Source organism: Streptomyces chiangmaiensis, from assembly GCF_036281785.1.
Lineage (GTDB): Bacteria > Actinomycetota > Actinomycetes > Streptomycetales > Streptomycetaceae > Streptomyces > Streptomyces chiangmaiensis.
On record NZ_JAYWVC010000097.1, the window covers coordinates 1 to 14,664 of the forward strand.

The following is a 14,664-nucleotide window of genomic DNA, read 5'->3' on the forward strand; positions in this document are numbered from 1 at the left end:
GAGGTGCCGTGACCGGCTGCTCCGTCGGCATGCTTCCCCATCGCCCCGTCCTGCGCCATGCGGCCTCGAGGCCGTCCGACGTCCCCAACACGCGGCTCACGAAGGGACGTTGCGCCACGGAGGGCCCCGCCGGACTGTCCGGAGGGGCCCCCTTCCACGCACAAGGCCTGGGTCGGCTCAGCGGGCCGACCCCGCACGGAACCGGCGATACAGCACGGTCCCGCCGAGCACCAGGACCGCGCCTCCTGCGAGGGCGGGCACGGTCGCGTCGGCACCCGTGTGGGCCAAGGCGACCACCGGACGGGCGCTCGGCGGTACGACGGGCCGAGGGGCGGAACGGTGGGTACTCGAGGTGTTCGTGGACGTGTTGCCGGTGGCCGCGTTGCCGACGCCGGCCACACCCACTGTGTTGCCGGAGACGTTCACCGGGAGGTGAATCGGCAACTGCACACTGTTGCCCCCCAGCACACCCGGGGATTGCCTGCTCACGCCGGACGCGGAGGCACCTCCCGCGGGAGCGCCGCCCTGCCGCGGCCCGGCCCCGTGCGCGTCCTGATTCGCGCAGGCGTTCCCCGCGGCCGCGTTGAGAAGCCCCACCACCGTCACCGTGTTGCCGCACACGTTCACCGGAACGTGCACCGGGAGCTGCACGGTGTTGCCGGAGATCAATCCGGGCGAACCCGCCGCGGTGCCGTCCGCCGCGGAGTCCGCGTGCGCCGGCAGCGCCCCGGCCAGCGCCCCCGAGGCGGCAGCCGCGACGAGCAAACCATTTCGGGTAACCCGTTTCATAGGTTCCCTGCCTTCCAGACTTGGTCGCGAGCACTCGCCCGCATCCCGTAAAACGCAGACGCACCATCCGAGTTATGGCTTATCTGCCTTTCACCCCATCGAGTGGCAGAGGACCGAACGCACGGGGGAGGCCGGTCCACCGGTCCGGGCGGCGCCGTCGCGGGGCGGGTGCCGACGGCGCGGGGCACGGCATGTCCGACTGGCCGTATGCCGGGAGGCGTGCCTCGGAGGGCCCGCATATCGTGACCGCAGGGCCGCCGCCGGATCCGCAGCCGGGGCGCCCCCGGAGGAGCCATGTTGTCCACGCACGCACGCATCGCGGTCACCACGGCAACGGCCACGACCGCTGTGCTGGCCCTGCTGGGAGCCGCTCTGCCGTCGGTGACCGAGGCCGACGGCGGCCCCGACCTGTCCCGGTTCTACCGTCAGCGGATCGCATGGTCCGCCTGCTCGGGCGAGGAGAAGTCCGGGGACCTCCAGTGCGGAAAGGTGACGGTCCCCCTCGACTACGCCAGGCCCAAAGCCGGAACACTCGACCTGGCGATGGCTCGCTACCGGGCGACGGCCGGGTCCCACGGCTCCGTGCTGCTGAACTTCGGCGGTCCCGGCGGCGCAGGCGTCCCTGAGCTCGCCGCCGGCGGCAAGAACTTCATGCATCTGACGAACGGCTACGACGTGGTGACGTTCGATCCGCGCGGGGTCGGCCAGTCCTCACCCGTCAGCTGCGGACTAGGGACGGCCGAGGAATCGAACGCGCCGGAAAACGCTGTCGACGCGAGCGATCCACGGGCCGCGCTGGAACAGATCCGTAGGACGGCCGAGCGATGTGCCGGGCACTCCGGGCCGGTGCTGCCGCACATGGGGACCGTCGATGCCGCACGCGACCTGGACGTGATGCGCCAGGCCCTCGGCGACAAGAAGCTCAACTACCTCGGCTTCTCCTACGGCACACGCCTCGGCGCGGTCTATGCGGCCCAGTTCCCCACCAAGGTGGGCCGCATGGTCCTGGACGGGGTCGACACACTCACCGAGTCCCTGGCCGAACAGGGGCTGGCAGGCGCGCAGGGACAGCAGACCGCGCTGGAGGACTTCCTCGACTCGTGCGTCAAGCACCTTCTCTGCCCGTTCGGCGAAGACGCACGCTCGGCCCGCGAGCAGATCGTCCAGCTCATCGACTCCCTGGACCGGGAGCCCGCGTCGACCACCCTCGGCCAGCCGTTCTCGGGGCAGGACCTGGTCGCCGCGATGAGTGAGCTCCTCTTCAGCGAGCGGATGTGGCCGATGCTGGAGCAGGGACTGTCCCAACTGGTGGAAGGGGGCGACCCCTCCGGGCTGATGCGCTACTCGGGCGCCGGCATCGCCGCCCCGTCCGGTCATCGTGCGGGCGGCGGGATCGTCGACCGCGAGGACGTACCCATCGACAACCTCTCGGCCGCACTGATGGCCGTCAACTGCGCCGACGATCCGGACCGGCCGAGCGCCGACCGGGTCACCCGGGACCTCGCCCGGCTGCGCGGCCAGTACCAGGTGGCCTCCCCCGTCTTCGGGCGCTACCGGCTCACCCAGGTGCTGATGTGCTACGGGCGTCCCAAGGGCACCGATTTCATCCGGGAGAAGGTCAAGAACGTGCGCTCCGCGAAGATGCTGCTCGTCGGCACGCGCGGGGACCCGGCGACCCCGTACCGCTGGGCCCTGGAGACCGCGAAGCGCCTCGGCCCCTCGGCCGTGGTCCTCGACAACAGGGGCGAGGGCCACACCGGATACACGACGTCCCAGTGCGTCCATCGCAAGGTCGACTCGTTCCTCCTGTACGGCTCCCTGCCGGCCGACGGGAGCTCGTGCGGACCGGACCCGGCCGGCTGAGCCGGCGCCGCCGGGCGTCAGTTGAGCGAGATCTCCGGCTTGTAGAGGTCCAGCCACAGCGCCAGGTCGAGGGTGCGTTCGAGGCCGCGCCGCGACGGCTGGGTGATCTGCGGGGTGTCGCGGTGGGCGACCTGGTGCACCCGCTCGCGGTCGACCAGGTCGAAGACCGGGTGGGAGGGGCGGGTGAGAAGATCCCTGGCCTGTTCCTGGAGGGCGACGGCGTACCCCGGGTCCTGCGTGGACGGGTAGGGGCTCTTGAGCCGGTCGTACACGGACTTCGGGATGAGGTCGGCCGTCGCCTCCCTCAGCAGGCTCTTCTCCCTGCCGTCGAACGACTTCACCGACCAGGGGGAGTTGTAGACGTAGTCCACGAGCCGGTGGTCGCAGTACGGCACCCGCACCTCCAGTCCGACCGCCATGCTCATCCGGTCCTTGCGGTCCAGCAGGATCCGTACGAAGCGGGTCAGGTGGAGGTAGCAGATCCGCCGCATCCGGTACTCGAAGTCGCTCTCACCCTCCAGACGCCGGATGCCCGAGACGGCCCTGCGGTAGCTGTCGGCCACGTAGGCGCCGAGGTTCAGGGCCTCGGTGAGACGGGGTCTGAGGATCTCGGAGTCGTCGCCGAAGTGCTGGCGGAAGCTGACCAGCCACGGGAAGGTGTCGGCGCGCCTGGCCTCCTCGTCGAAGAACTGGACGTAGCCGCCGAAGACCTCGTCGGCGGACTCGCCGGACAGCGCGACCGTCGAGTGCCCGCGGATCGCCTGGAACAGCAGGTACAGCGAGGCGTCCATGTCGCCGAAGCCCATCGGCAAGTCGCGCGCCCGGATCACCTTCGCCCGCACGTCGAGGTCGGCGAGGGCGCGTGCGTCGAGGACGATGTCCTGGTGCTCGGTGCCGGAGGAACGGGCCACATCGTGCACGAACGGCGTGTCCGGCGTGGAGCGCAGATCGTCGGCCACGAAGTGGTCGGTCTGCCCGGCGAAGTCCACCGCGAAGCTGCGCACCTTCTCGCCCTGCTCGGCGAGCTGCCGGGCAGCCAGCGCGGTCATCGCGGACGAGTCCAGGCCGCCCGACAGCAGCGTGCAGCGCGGCACGTCGGCGACCAGCTGGCGACGGACGATGTCCTCGAGCAGCGAGCGGACGGTGGCGATGGACGCGTCGCGGTCGTCGGGCTGCGGCCGCGTCTCCAACTGCCAGTAGACACGCCTGTGCAGACCCTGCCGGTCGACGGTGACCACAGTGCCGGGCTCGACCTCGCACATGCCGTCCCACACGGCATGTCCGGGTGTCTTGACCATGGCGAACAGTTCCCGGAGCCCGTCGAGGCCGACCCGGGCCCGCATCAGCTGGTTGGCGAGGATCGCCTTGGGTTCGGAGCCGAAGAGTACGCCGTCGGAGGTCGGGGCGTAGTAGAAGGGCTTGATGCCCATGCGGTCGCGGACCATCACGAGCTTGTCGTGCCGGCCGTCCCACACCGCGAAGGCGAACATGCCGTTGAGCCGTTCCGCGAGCCGCTCTCCCCAGGCAAGATAAGCGCGCAGGACGACCTCGGTGTCGGAGTCGGTCGAGAAACGGTGGCCCAGGCCGGTCAACTCGCAGCGCAGCTCGGTGAAGTTGTAGGCCTCCCCCGAGTAGACGAGAGCGACGGTGCCGTCCGGGGTATCGGCGGTCATCGGCTGCCGTCCGCCGGCCAGGTCGATGATCGCAAGCCTGCGATGACCGAGAGCGGCGGGTCCCTCGACCCAGGTACCACGGTCGTCGGGGCCTCGGCAGGCCATCGTCTCGGTCATCGCGTCGAGGGCCGGGACCTCGTTGCGCAAGTCACGGTCGTAGGAGATCCAGCCGGTGATGCCGCACATGCGTGCCTCCCGCATGCGATTGCCCGGCTCAGCGTGTACGCCCTCGGCGCGGCGAGGTGTCGTCCACTGCCGGACAACCAGTTGTATGGAGCAGCTATATCTCCGAGCGTACGTCGGTGCGACGCCGTGCGACCGGCATCTCGAACGTGGAGGTGCCGCGAGTCGAGCCCGGGGCCGCCCCGCCGGGGTCGACGGAGCGGCGTCGGCACCCCAGCGACCTTAGCAATCAATTGCCCCGAATGCCCGACAAGCGAATCGGTCCTAAGGTGCTCATATGGAGCATGACCTCAGTCCCTCGAGCCTCGCGGACCTGCGTCGGCCACGGCCGTACCCCGCGGTGTCGGTGCTGACGCCGACGCACCGCCGCGAGCGTGACAACACTCAGGACCGGGTCCGGCTGCGCAACATGCTGGCCGATGCCAAGAAGCAACTGGAAGCCGATCCGGCCGTCACCCGTGAGCGCCGGCTCGACGTCGCGGAACAACTCGACCGGGCGCTCGCCGAGGTCGACCTGTCGCACGCCGAGGACGGCCTGGTCATCTTCGCCGCACCCGGCGAACACCAGGTGTGGGCGCTGGCCCGGTCGGTGCCCGAGCGAGTGGTGCTCGCGGACACCTTCCTGACCCGCAACCTGGTGGCCGCGGAGGCCGCCGAGCGGCCGTTCTGGGTGCTGAGCCTCTCGGCCGACCTGGTGACGCTGTGGAACGGCGGCGGTGACCGCGTCACCGAGGAGCGCATCGGCGGCTTCCCGGTGATCCGCAGCCGCGAGAACTTCGACGCCGAGCGCCAGGAACGGATCGGCGACATGCCGAGTACGTTCCGCGACGAGGCGACGCGCCGGTTCCTGCGCGATGTCGACATCGCGATGACCGGGGTACTGCGGCGATATCCGCGTCCCCTGTACATCACCGGCGAGCAGGCGGCGCTGTCCCTGCTCGACGAGGTCGGCAGCGTCACCGGGGAGGCGGTGCAGGTCCCGCACGGCGGGCTCGCCCAGGCCACCCCCGACGCCGTGTGGCAGGCAGTCCGGCCGGTGATCGACGCGGAGAACCGCAGGAACGTCGACACGGTCGGCCGTGAGCTGGAATCGGCGCGCGGCCACAAGGCGTTCGCCGCAGGCGTCGACGAGGTCTGGCAGAACGCCTCCGACGGCCGTATCCGGCTCCTCGCGGTCGAGGAGAACTACCGCGTGACGGTCCGTGACGGCGCGGGTGACCACCTCGTGCCCGCCGAGAGCGGCGATCTCGACGCCCGGGAGGACATCGTGGACGAGATCGTCGAGCGCTGCCTGGACACGGGCGCCGACGTGCGCTTCGTTCCGGACGGCGCCCTGGGCGACGCCCAGGGCATCGCCGGGATTCTCCGCTACTGAGTGCTCCCGCCCGCCGGTCTACCCTGCACAGGGACGATCGGCGCAGCGGGAGGACGGCCATGGGTGATCTGCTAGGCGTGGCGGTACTGGGTGCGGGGCACATGGGTGCGGATCACATACGCCGGCTCGATCGCGTGGTGAGCAGTGCGCGAGTGGCGGCCGTGGCGGACCCCGAGACGGATCGCGCCAAAGAGGCCGCGGCCGGCATCGACGGAGTGTCCGTGCACGCGGAACCTGCCGCCGCTCTCGACGCCCCCGGTGTCCAGGCCGTGCTGATCGCCTCCCCTGGGCCGGCGCACGAGGAGGCGCTGCTCGCAGCCTTCGAGCGCGGACTGCCGGTGCTCTGCGAGAAGCCGATGACGCCGGACTCCGCCGGGGCGCTGCGCGTGGTGGAGGCGGAGGCACGGCTCGGGCGGCGGCTCGCGCAGCTGGGGTTCATGCGCCGGTACGACGCCGAATACATGCGACTGAAGTCCCTCCTGGACAGCGGTCGGCTGGGACGGCCGCTGATGCTGCACTGCACACACCGCAATGTGGCGTCGCCGTCGCACTTCACCACACCCATGCTGATCAACAGCTCCGTCTCGCACGAGATCGACGCCGCCCGCTGGCTGCTGGACGAGGAGCTCACCGCGGTGACCGTGCTGCGTCCGCGCCCCTCGTCGAACGCACCCGAGGGTCTGCTCGATCCCCAGTTCGTCCTGTTCGAGACCTCGGGCGGGACCCTCGTCGACGTGGAGATCTTCGTCAACTCCGGCTTCGGCTACCAGGTGCGCTGCGAGGCCGTGTGCGAAGGCGGCAGCGCCCGGATCGGCGACGGACACACGATGGTCGTCACAACAGGGGGCAGAGCCGGCGAGGAGGTGGACCAGGACTACCTCGTACGGTTCGCGGAAGCCTACGACCGCGAGGTGCAGTCATGGGTCGACGCCACCCGGCAGGGACGCGTCACGGGCCCCTCGGTCTGGGACGGATACGCGGCCGCCGCGGTCGCCGAGGCAGGCGTCCGGGCGCTGGAGAGCGGCGTCGGACAGTATGTCGACCTCGCCGTGCGACCGCAGGCGTACGAGCCCACCCGCCGTCGCACACATGACCCTCGAGCGCGCAGTTGAACGACCGGCCGTCCACCCCAGTGGCCCCTCACGTCACGTACGCCGCTCAAGGCTTGCCCGCATCCGGCGAGTACGCCATCTGCCTCTCGCATTCACTCCGGAGAGCCTGTGGCATATGCCGGAAGCACCACCGTATCGTGTCTTGCCAAATCCCTTACAGGGCGTCGCGGGCTGTGCAACAGTCGTAACGGTCCTTCCCTCACCCTTGGCCGAACCGTCCCCGCATCGGAGCGCGTCATGCCACCCCATCTCTCCGCGGACCGCCCCGCCGCCCAGCCTCCCCGGCCCGGCGCGGTCGATGCGCTGATCTCGCAGACCCGGCGGCTGCGCGGAGAGGTGGACGCCGTGCGCCAAGGGGCGCCCGAGGACGGCACGGACCCGGCGGGACGCTGGCAGCGCGCCCTGTGCGATCTGGCTCTGCATCAACTCAGCGATCTCGACGAGCACTTGGCGCAACTACGGGACGGACCGCCACCGGCGCCGGCCGAGCCCACCGTCTCACCGGCCCCGGCCGCGCGGCCCGCGTCCTCCGCCGGCTCGCTGCTCAGCCGGGTCGGCAGCGCGGAGTGGAACCTGCTCACCGACGAGGCGACCTGGTCCGGCGAGCTGCAACAGATCCTCGGACGAGACGCCTCGGTCCCCGCGCTGCCCCTCGACGAACTGCCCTCACTGGTGCACGACGAGGACCGGCCGCTGCTGACGGCGATGGTGACGGACTGTCTGATCGACGGCAAACCGATCGACGGCGAGTTCCGCATCCTGCGCCCGGACGGCGAGCTGCGCACCGTGCACATGATGGGCGAGCCCGTGCTCGACGCCGACGGCAGCACCGCCTCGATGTGGGCCGTGCTGCGGGACGTCAGCGAACTGCGCCGTCACCGGCGGACCGTGCGCGAGACCCGTGACTCGCTGCGGCGCCACCGGGACCGCGCGCACACCGAGCACCGGCTCGCGGTCGAGCTGCAGGAGGCCGTGCTGCCGCCGTGGCGGGGCCCCCTGCGGCTCCCGCGGCAGGGCCCCGGCACCCTGGACCTGGCCGCCCGGTACCTGCCCGCGTCGATGAGCAGGCTGATCGGCGGCGACTGGTACGACGCCCTCGAACTGCCCGGTGGGGACACCCTGCTCAGCGTCGGCGACCTCACCGGACGCGGAGTGACCGTGGCCTCCGGTGTGGCGACGCTGGTGGGTGCCCTGCGCGGCATGGCCGTGACGGGTGCCGAGCCGGGCCGATGCATGGGATGGCTCAACCACATGCTCGACGCCTCGGTCCAGCCTGCGCTGGGCAGCGCCGTGTCCTGTCGCTACCGCCCCGGGACACGCACCCTGAGCTGGGCGCAGGCAGGGCACCCCGCCCCGTTGCTGTTCCGCGACGGGACGGGGCGCATGCTGGCAGCACCGGACGGCGTGCTGCTCGGAGCGACCTCTGGGGCCGACTACGGGCAGGCCGAGGAGACCCTCGTGCAAGGCGACCTGCTGCTCCTGTACACCGACGGGCTGGTCCCGGGGCACAGTGGCACGGCTGCTGTTCGGAGGCTGCTCGACCTGGCTCCGCGCCTCGATGGAGCCCGCACAGCCCAGGACTGCGTTCGGACCGTGGTCGAGGAGTTCGGCGAGAGCGAGCGCGAGGACAACGCCTGCGTGCTCGTCGCCAGGGTCATGTCCTGACGAAGGGGTTCAAGCCCCTTCGGACCCCGGCCCCTTCACACCGGCACAGGCCCCTCTTATGCCTGCGTGGAGTTGCCGCCCTTGGACTTCGACAGCCCCTTGGGAAGCGCCGTCCTGATCTCCTCACGCAGATCCTGGATCTTCGGATAGCTGGAGTACTGTCCGGTGAGCCGGTACATCTCGCGCAGCCGGTCCCAGGTGCGGTGGGAGGAGTTGGCTCCCATCGACGTCAGGGCCAGACGCGCGTACCGGTCGGCCTGTTCCGGGTCGTCCGCGATGAAGCATGCGGACGCGAGAGAGATGTGGTCGAAGATCTTCGACCGCTCCCGGCCGGAACCTCGCAGCTCCAGCGCCTCCTTGGCGTGCCGCTGCGCGATGACCGCCGCACCTGGCTCGTGTTCGGCCAGAGTGCGGTAGGCCAGGGCCTGCATCCCGTGCAGATCCGCCTCGTCGAACATCTGCATCCAACTCGGCGGCGGTACATCCCTCTTGTCGGAGACGAAGAGGTCCTCCGCCTCGCCGAGGGTGCGCCGCATGGCCTGCCCCTTGCCCATGGAAGCCTGCGCCCAGGCCTCGATGGTGCAGAGCATGGCCCTGGTGCGCGGCAGCACCTCGTCGCCGGAGCCGGACTTGGCGAGCTGCATCAGGTCCAGTGCGTCGTCGGGCCGGCCGAGGTGCACCATCTGGCGGGCGGCGCGGGAGAGCGCCTCCCCGGCGCGTGGCCGGTCACCGCCCTCACGGGCCGCGTGGGCGGCGATGACGAAGTACTTCTGTGCCGTGGGCTCCAGGCCGATGTCGTGCGACATCCAACCGGCGAGCACGGCAAGGTTGGCGGCCACGCCCCACAGGCGTCGCTGCAGATGGTCGGGGTGGTGGTAGGTGAGCATGCCTCCCACTTCGTTGAGCTGTCCCACGACAGCCTTGCGCTGCAGCCCGCCGCCGCGGGCCGCGTCCCAGGCCCGGAACACCTCTACCGAGCGCTCCAGCTCCTCGACTTCCTGCGACCCGATGGGGGCGGCCTCATAGCGGTCGAACCCAGCGGGGTCGGCGTGCAGGGGATCGTCGAAGCGGGGAGCGTCGGCCGCGAGGGCCGGATCGGTGTGCAGCCAATCGTTCATCGCACTGCTGAGTGCGGATCCTGCGGCGAGCGCGGCACCCGCGCCCACCAAGCCGCGTCGGTTGAGCATGAGGTCCATTCCCGTGAATTCGGTGAGGACCGCAGCCGTCCGCTCGGGCGCCCACGGAATGCCGTCGGGATGCTGCGCATGCCCGTCGTCACCCCGTCTCCCCACGCGCCCGTGCCGGACCAGACCGAGGTCCTCGATGGTCACGACACGGCCGAGTCGCTCGGTGAACAGCGCCGCCAGCACCCGCGGCACCGGATCGCGCGGGATCTCTCCCATGTCGATCCAACGCCGCACTCGCGAGGTGTCGGTCGCCAGCTGGGGGTGGCCCGTGGCCGCCGCCTGCCGGTTGACCATCCTCGCAAGTTCGCCCTTGGACCAGCCGGCCAGGCCGAACAGGTCCGCGAGGCGGGTGTTGGGTTGTCCGCTCACGTCAAGCCCCCAGGTTCTCGGCTGAATTGACAGTAACCCTCGGTCAGTTGCTTCGGGACTATTCGCCAGGGTTCGCCAGGGTGCGCCAGATGGTGTGCCATGGGGCCACGGGTGTCAGGTAGGAACGCGCCACCCCGACTCGGTCGCCGCAGGACATTCCCCAGGGTGCACCGAGGGCGGCCGGGACGGGCGGCGCGCACCTCGAAGGCACACGAAGGGATCTGTATCAACCATGTACGCATCGTCCTCCGTGTCCGCCCCGCCCCGGTCGCTGCGCCCCCGCCCGGGTGCCGGCGGCCCCTACCTCGACCCCGCGCGACCGACGGCCCCCGTCCTCGCCGTCGGCAGGACACGGCGCGTTCCGGGCGTCGGCCCCCAACCGCTCAGCGGGAGAATCGACTTGTCCGGCCCCCAGGGCGCGCAACTGCGCACGGCGATCGCTTCGGTGCATCGCATCTGTCCGGAGTTCACTCCGGTACAGGTGCTGCGCCGAAGCGGCCGCTCCGTGCTCCTCGTCGGCACGACGGGGCGCAGCACGGCCGTTGCCAAGTGTTTATTGGACCACTCCACCATCTGGTCCGAGCGGCTCCGGCACGAGATAGCGGCGTACCGGTCGTTCGTCCGGCACCGCCCACCCGTGCGGGTGCCCCGGCTCATCGCGGCGGACCCGGACAACTGCACCCTGGTCATCGAGCGAATGCCCGGCCGGGTTGCCGCGTTGCAGCGTCATCCGGCGGAAGCGCCGCCGCGCGCGGACATCAGGGCGGCACTGGGCGCGGTCTGCCGGCTCAACGCCTGGCGTCCCCCCGCCGGGACGTTCGACGCGCCGCTGGACTACGCGGAGCGGATCTCGCGCTTCCATGAGCTGGGGCTGCTGACGGACCGGGACATGGGAGACCTGCAGAAACTGCTGCACGGTATCGCCCACGCGGCGGGCCGGCAGGGCATGGGCCAGTTCTGCCACGGCGACGCCCTGCTGTCGAACATCCTGCTCTCACCGGCAGGTCCTGTACTGGTGGACTGGGAACACGCGGGCTGGTACCTGCCCGGGTACGACCTGGCGACGCTGTGGACGGTCCTCGGCGACACCCCGGTGGCCCGCCGTCAGATCAGCCAGATCGCGCAGTCGACGGGACCGGCCTCGCGCGACGCCTTCCTGGTCAACCTGATGCTCGTCCTCACCCGCGAGATCCGAACCTATGAGACGGCCGTGCAGCGATCGATGCACGACACGACCCCCGCGGCACCGGGAGTGGCCCACCCGGGCGCTGCGCCGTCCGGCGAGGAACAGCGGCTGCTGCTGCGGCGGCTGCACGACGACTGCCAACTGGCCCGTCGTGCCGTGCGAGCGGCGGTCGGTACTCGCTGAGGGGGATGGCGGTCCGCGGTGCGCTCGCGACAAGTGACGCACCGCGGACCTTCGTCGTGTCCGAGCCCTCCTCGCACGCCGTGCGGGGGCACCCCCGTCCGGGTCATCGGTCCACTCCACTGACGCCCCGCAGGCCGTGCCACCACCGTCGCGAAACTCCACGCCACCACCACCACATGGGAAATCGCCTGTCCCTGGGCATGATTGACGGATCGTCGCAGAGCCGGTACCACTGACGCACGTTCGGCCCCCGCACGCCCCAGAGCGCCCGACCGTCCCAGGAGGCTGCCTTGCGCGGATCCGCCACCGACCCTCACACTCCCACCGGGCACAGACGCGCCCGGAGAACGGCGGTGGCCGTCGCCTCGGCCGCCCTGCTGCTGCCGCTGTTGGGCGCCGCCCCGGCGGCACCCGGGAACAGCGCACCGACCGACCTGCAGAGCGCCTTCGCCTCGGCCTCCGCCCAGTACCACGTGCCGCAGAACCTGCTGCTCGGCGTGTCGTACCTCCAGTCCCGCTGGGACAGCCACGCCGGTGCGCCCAGCGTCTCGGGCGGCTACGGCCCGATGCACCTCACGGACGCCCGCACCGCCATCGCCGGGGCCTCACACCACGGCGAAGGCACGGAGGACGCCCGTGGCGACCAGGCGCGCACCGCGCTGCTGCCCACCGTGACGGTGCCGAAGGACTCGGTGCTCCCGGCCAGACTCAGGACGCTCCTGAAGGCCGCCGCGTTGACCGGCATCCCGGCGGAGCAGCTGCGCACCGACCCCGCGGCGAACATCGCGGGCGGTGCCGCCCTGCTCGCCGATGCGCAGCGGCATCTCGGCGCGACACCCGGCGGCGACCCGGCCGACTGGTACGGGGCCGTCGCGGAGTTCTCGGGCGCGGACGACAGCACCACCGCGGCGGCGTACGCGAACGACGTCTTCCAGGTGATGCGCGAGGGCGAGCGGCGCACCACGGACCTCGGGCAGAGCGTGACGCTCACCGCACAGCCCGCGCTGACGCCCGACACAGCACAACTGGCTCGCACGGGGCTGCGGGCCACCGACGCCGACGGGACCGAGTGCCCGAGGTCCGTGTCCTGCGAATGGATCCCGGCGCCCTACGAGGAGTTCGGCGACGGTGACTACGGCAACCACGACCTGGGCGACCGGCCCGCGTCGCAGAGCATCAAGTACATCGTCGTCCACGACACGGAAGGCCAGTGGGGCGGCGTCCTGAACCTCATCAAGGACCCGACCTATGTGTCGTGGAACTACACCGTGCGCTCCACGGACGGGCTGATCGCCCAGCATGTGAAGGCCAAGGACGTGGCCTGGCACGCGGGCAACTGGTACATCAACGCCAAGTCGATCGGCATCGAGCACGAGGGCTTCCTCGCCTCGCCCGACGCCTGGTACACGGAGGCGATGTACCGCTCGTCTTCGCGCCTGGTGCGCTACCTCGCCGCGAAGTACCGCATCCCCCTGGACCGGCAGCACATCCTGGGGCACGACAACGTGCCTGGTCCGACGACCTCCACCATCCCGGGCATGCACACGGACCCGGGCCCGTACTGGGACTGGCGGCACTACTTCGAGCTGCTCGGCAGGCCGTTCCACACCACGGCCGGCGCCAGGGGCGGCCTGGTGACGATCCTGCCGGACTACACCGCCAACCGGCCGGAGTACACGGGCTGCACCACCGCGGGTGAGCCGTGCGCGGTGCACGGCTCCAGCGAGGTGCGGCTGTACAGCGCGCCCGACGAGAACGCGCCGCTGATCAAGGACATCGGGCTGCGCCCCAAGGGCGACCCCTCGACGATCGACGTGAACGACGTGGGCTCTCGGGTCTCCACCGGCCAGCGGTACGCCGTCGCCGACCGTGACGGGGACTGGACGGCGATCTGGTACCTGGGCCAGAAGGCCTGGTTCCGCAACCCGACCGGGCAGCGCACGGCCGTGAACGCGTCGGGCCTCGTGGTGACGCCCAAGGCCGGCTTCGCCGACATCCCCGTGTACGGCCGGGCGTACCCGGAGAAGGAGGCGTACCCGCAGGGGGTGCCCGCGCAGTCGGTCTCGCCACTGTCGTACAGGCTGCCGGCAGGCCAGAGGTACGTCATCGGCGACGCGGTGCCGGGCGAGTACTACTACGCCGTCACCTTCACGACGGACTCGCACCGGGTCGTGATCGGCAAGGACCTCTACTACGAGATCCAGTTCGGCCACCGGGTGGCGTTCGTTCGGGCGGCGGACGTCCAGGTGCTGCCTTCGGCGTCGTAGAGCGGCGAACAGGGCCGGGCCCCGCGGGGCCCGGCCCTTGGCGTGCGGACCGCTCAGCCCTGCTGGAACAGCTCCGCGGGCAACGGCTTGAGCAGCGTGTACAGGTCGTCGGTGATGGGGCGGTCCCACGCCGCGATGGTCACCAGGACGTCGTCGCTGCGGTCGAACTGGACGCAGGAGATCCGGCTCTCGGAGAGCTTGAGGCGGCGCACGATGAGGAGGTTGTCGCCCTGCATCACCGGGATGTCCTCACTCCCGACGACGGTGACCTCCTCGTCGTTCTCCAGCGCGATGAGGAGCTGGGCCACCTCGAACGGGATCTCGCCCTCGGCGACATCACGGGCCGGGGAACCCTCCGGCAGATTGCCGATGATCATCGCGGGACCGCGGCCGCCGAACAGGTCGTAGCGCAGGAAGACGCCCTGGCAGCTGCCGTCGGGAGCGGGCAGCAGACCGGCACCGAGATTGCCCGGCCAGTCCCCCGGGTCCATGGCCAGGACGTCGAAGTCCGGCCCGGCGGGGGTGGCGCTGCGGCGGCGGAGGAAGGACATGCGGCAATGGTACGTGGCCGAGCGGGAAGCGGGGCTGTGGGCCCGCCCTCGTCGGGAGCCGGTCGCCCGCCGCCGGGCGAGGCCCACAGCGTGATCGACCAGCTCCTGCCGATCCATCGGCCGTGACCCCCGACGTCCTTGGACAATAGGGGGACGTTCCCGAGGGGACTCCCGTCGCCGACGGCGTCCGGAAAGCGCGGTCACGTCGCCGCTGATCCCCACCGGCCGGGCCGGTCCGACGAGCATGCCGGCGTGGGTACG

10 protein-coding genes are annotated in these 14,664 nt (G+C 70.9%); 6 read left to right on the top strand and 4 right to left on the bottom strand.

What is annotated here, in order from left to right; genetic code table 11:
• Positions 1–177 precede the first annotated feature (177 nt).
• Positions 178–789, bottom strand: coding sequence for a chaplin (locus VXC91_RS24865; RefSeq protein WP_329509552.1), 612 nt, complete (start codon positions 787–789; stop codon positions 178–180).
• Between the two features lie 294 nt (positions 790–1,083).
• Here VXC91_RS24865 and VXC91_RS24870 point away from each other — a divergent pair, with 294 nt between their 5' ends.
• Entirely contained in the window at positions 1,084–2,652 is a 1,569-nt protein-coding gene (locus VXC91_RS24870) for an alpha/beta hydrolase (protein ID WP_329509553.1), read from the top strand.
• Between the two features lie 17 nt (positions 2,653–2,669).
• On the opposite strand, the gene asnB is transcribed toward VXC91_RS24870, so the two are convergent.
• A complete protein-coding gene (gene asnB, locus VXC91_RS24875) occupies positions 2,670–4,511 on the bottom strand; it encodes an asparagine synthase (glutamine-hydrolyzing) (RefSeq protein ID WP_329509554.1) in 1,842 nt (613 codons plus the stop codon).
• A 274-nt stretch (positions 4,512–4,785) separates the two neighbouring features.
• On the opposite strand from asnB, the gene VXC91_RS24880 reads away from it, so the two are divergent.
• From VXC91_RS24880 to VXC91_RS24890, 3 genes are all read left to right on the top strand, one after another.
• Positions 4,786–5,883 carry a baeRF3 domain-containing protein gene (locus tag VXC91_RS24880; RefSeq protein ID WP_329509555.1) on the top strand — a complete coding sequence of 366 codons (1,098 nt, stop codon included), beginning with the start codon at positions 4,786–4,788 and terminating at the stop codon, positions 5,881–5,883.
• Positions 5,884–5,942: 59 nt separating this feature from the next.
• Positions 5,943–6,995 (top strand): Gfo/Idh/MocA family protein, encoded by a 1,053-nt coding sequence (locus VXC91_RS24885; protein ID WP_329509556.1) that lies wholly within the window; start codon positions 5,943–5,945, stop codon positions 6,993–6,995.
• Positions 6,996–7,232: 237 nt separating this feature from the next.
• On the top strand, positions 7,233–8,660 hold the full coding sequence (locus VXC91_RS24890) for a PP2C family protein-serine/threonine phosphatase (RefSeq protein WP_329509557.1): 1,428 nt from the start codon (positions 7,233–7,235) through the stop codon (positions 8,658–8,660).
• A 56-nt stretch (positions 8,661–8,716) separates the two neighbouring features.
• On the opposite strand, the gene VXC91_RS24895 is transcribed toward VXC91_RS24890, so the two are convergent.
• Positions 8,717–10,216, bottom strand: a complete 1,500-nt coding sequence (locus tag VXC91_RS24895) for a DNA-binding protein NsdB (protein ID WP_329509558.1) — start codon at positions 10,214–10,216, stop codon at positions 8,717–8,719.
• Positions 10,217–10,448: 232 nt separating this feature from the next.
• Between VXC91_RS24895 and VXC91_RS24900 the strand changes: the two genes are divergently transcribed.
• Both VXC91_RS24900 and VXC91_RS24905 read left to right on the top strand, forming a co-directional pair.
• Positions 10,449–11,585: an aminoglycoside phosphotransferase family protein gene (locus VXC91_RS24900; protein WP_329509559.1), complete on the top strand. Its 1,137-nt coding sequence runs from the start codon at positions 10,449–10,451 to the stop codon at positions 11,583–11,585.
• A 290-nt stretch (positions 11,586–11,875) separates the two neighbouring features.
• Entirely contained in the window at positions 11,876–13,852 is a 1,977-nt protein-coding gene (locus VXC91_RS24905) for an N-acetylmuramoyl-L-alanine amidase (protein ID WP_329509560.1), read from the top strand.
• Positions 13,853–13,905: 53 nt separating this feature from the next.
• On the opposite strand, the gene VXC91_RS24910 is transcribed toward VXC91_RS24905, so the two are convergent.
• Positions 13,906–14,403, bottom strand: coding sequence for a hypothetical protein (locus VXC91_RS24910; protein ID WP_329509561.1), 498 nt, complete (start codon positions 14,401–14,403; stop codon positions 13,906–13,908).
• Between the last annotated feature and the right edge of the window lie 261 nt (positions 14,404–14,664).

What these genes read in the sequence shown, in the direction of transcription:
- VXC91_RS24880 (WP_329509555.1), top strand. Translation starts at nt 4,786, where the DNA reads ATGGAGCATGACCTCAGTCCCTCGAGCCTCGCGGACCTGCGTCGGCCA.
- VXC91_RS24885 (WP_329509556.1), top strand. Translation starts at nt 5,943, where the DNA reads ATGGGTGATCTGCTAGGCGTGGCGGTACTGGGTGCGGGGCACATGGGT.
- VXC91_RS24910 (WP_329509561.1), bottom strand. Translation starts at nt 14,403, where the DNA reads ATGTCCTTCCTCCGCCGCCGCAGCGCCACCCCCGCCGGGCCGGACTTC.
- VXC91_RS24900 (WP_329509559.1), top strand. Translation starts at nt 10,449, where the DNA reads ATGTACGCATCGTCCTCCGTGTCCGCCCCGCCCCGGTCGCTGCGCCCC.
- asnB (WP_329509554.1), bottom strand. Translation starts at nt 4,511, where the DNA reads ATGTGCGGCATCACCGGCTGGATCTCCTACGACCGTGACTTGCGCAAC.
- VXC91_RS24890 (WP_329509557.1), top strand. Translation starts at nt 7,233, where the DNA reads ATGCCACCCCATCTCTCCGCGGACCGCCCCGCCGCCCAGCCTCCCCGG.
- VXC91_RS24870 (WP_329509553.1), top strand. Translation starts at nt 1,084, where the DNA reads ATGTTGTCCACGCACGCACGCATCGCGGTCACCACGGCAACGGCCACG.
- VXC91_RS24865 (WP_329509552.1), bottom strand. Translation starts at nt 789, where the DNA reads ATGAAACGGGTTACCCGAAATGGTTTGCTCGTCGCGGCTGCCGCCTCG.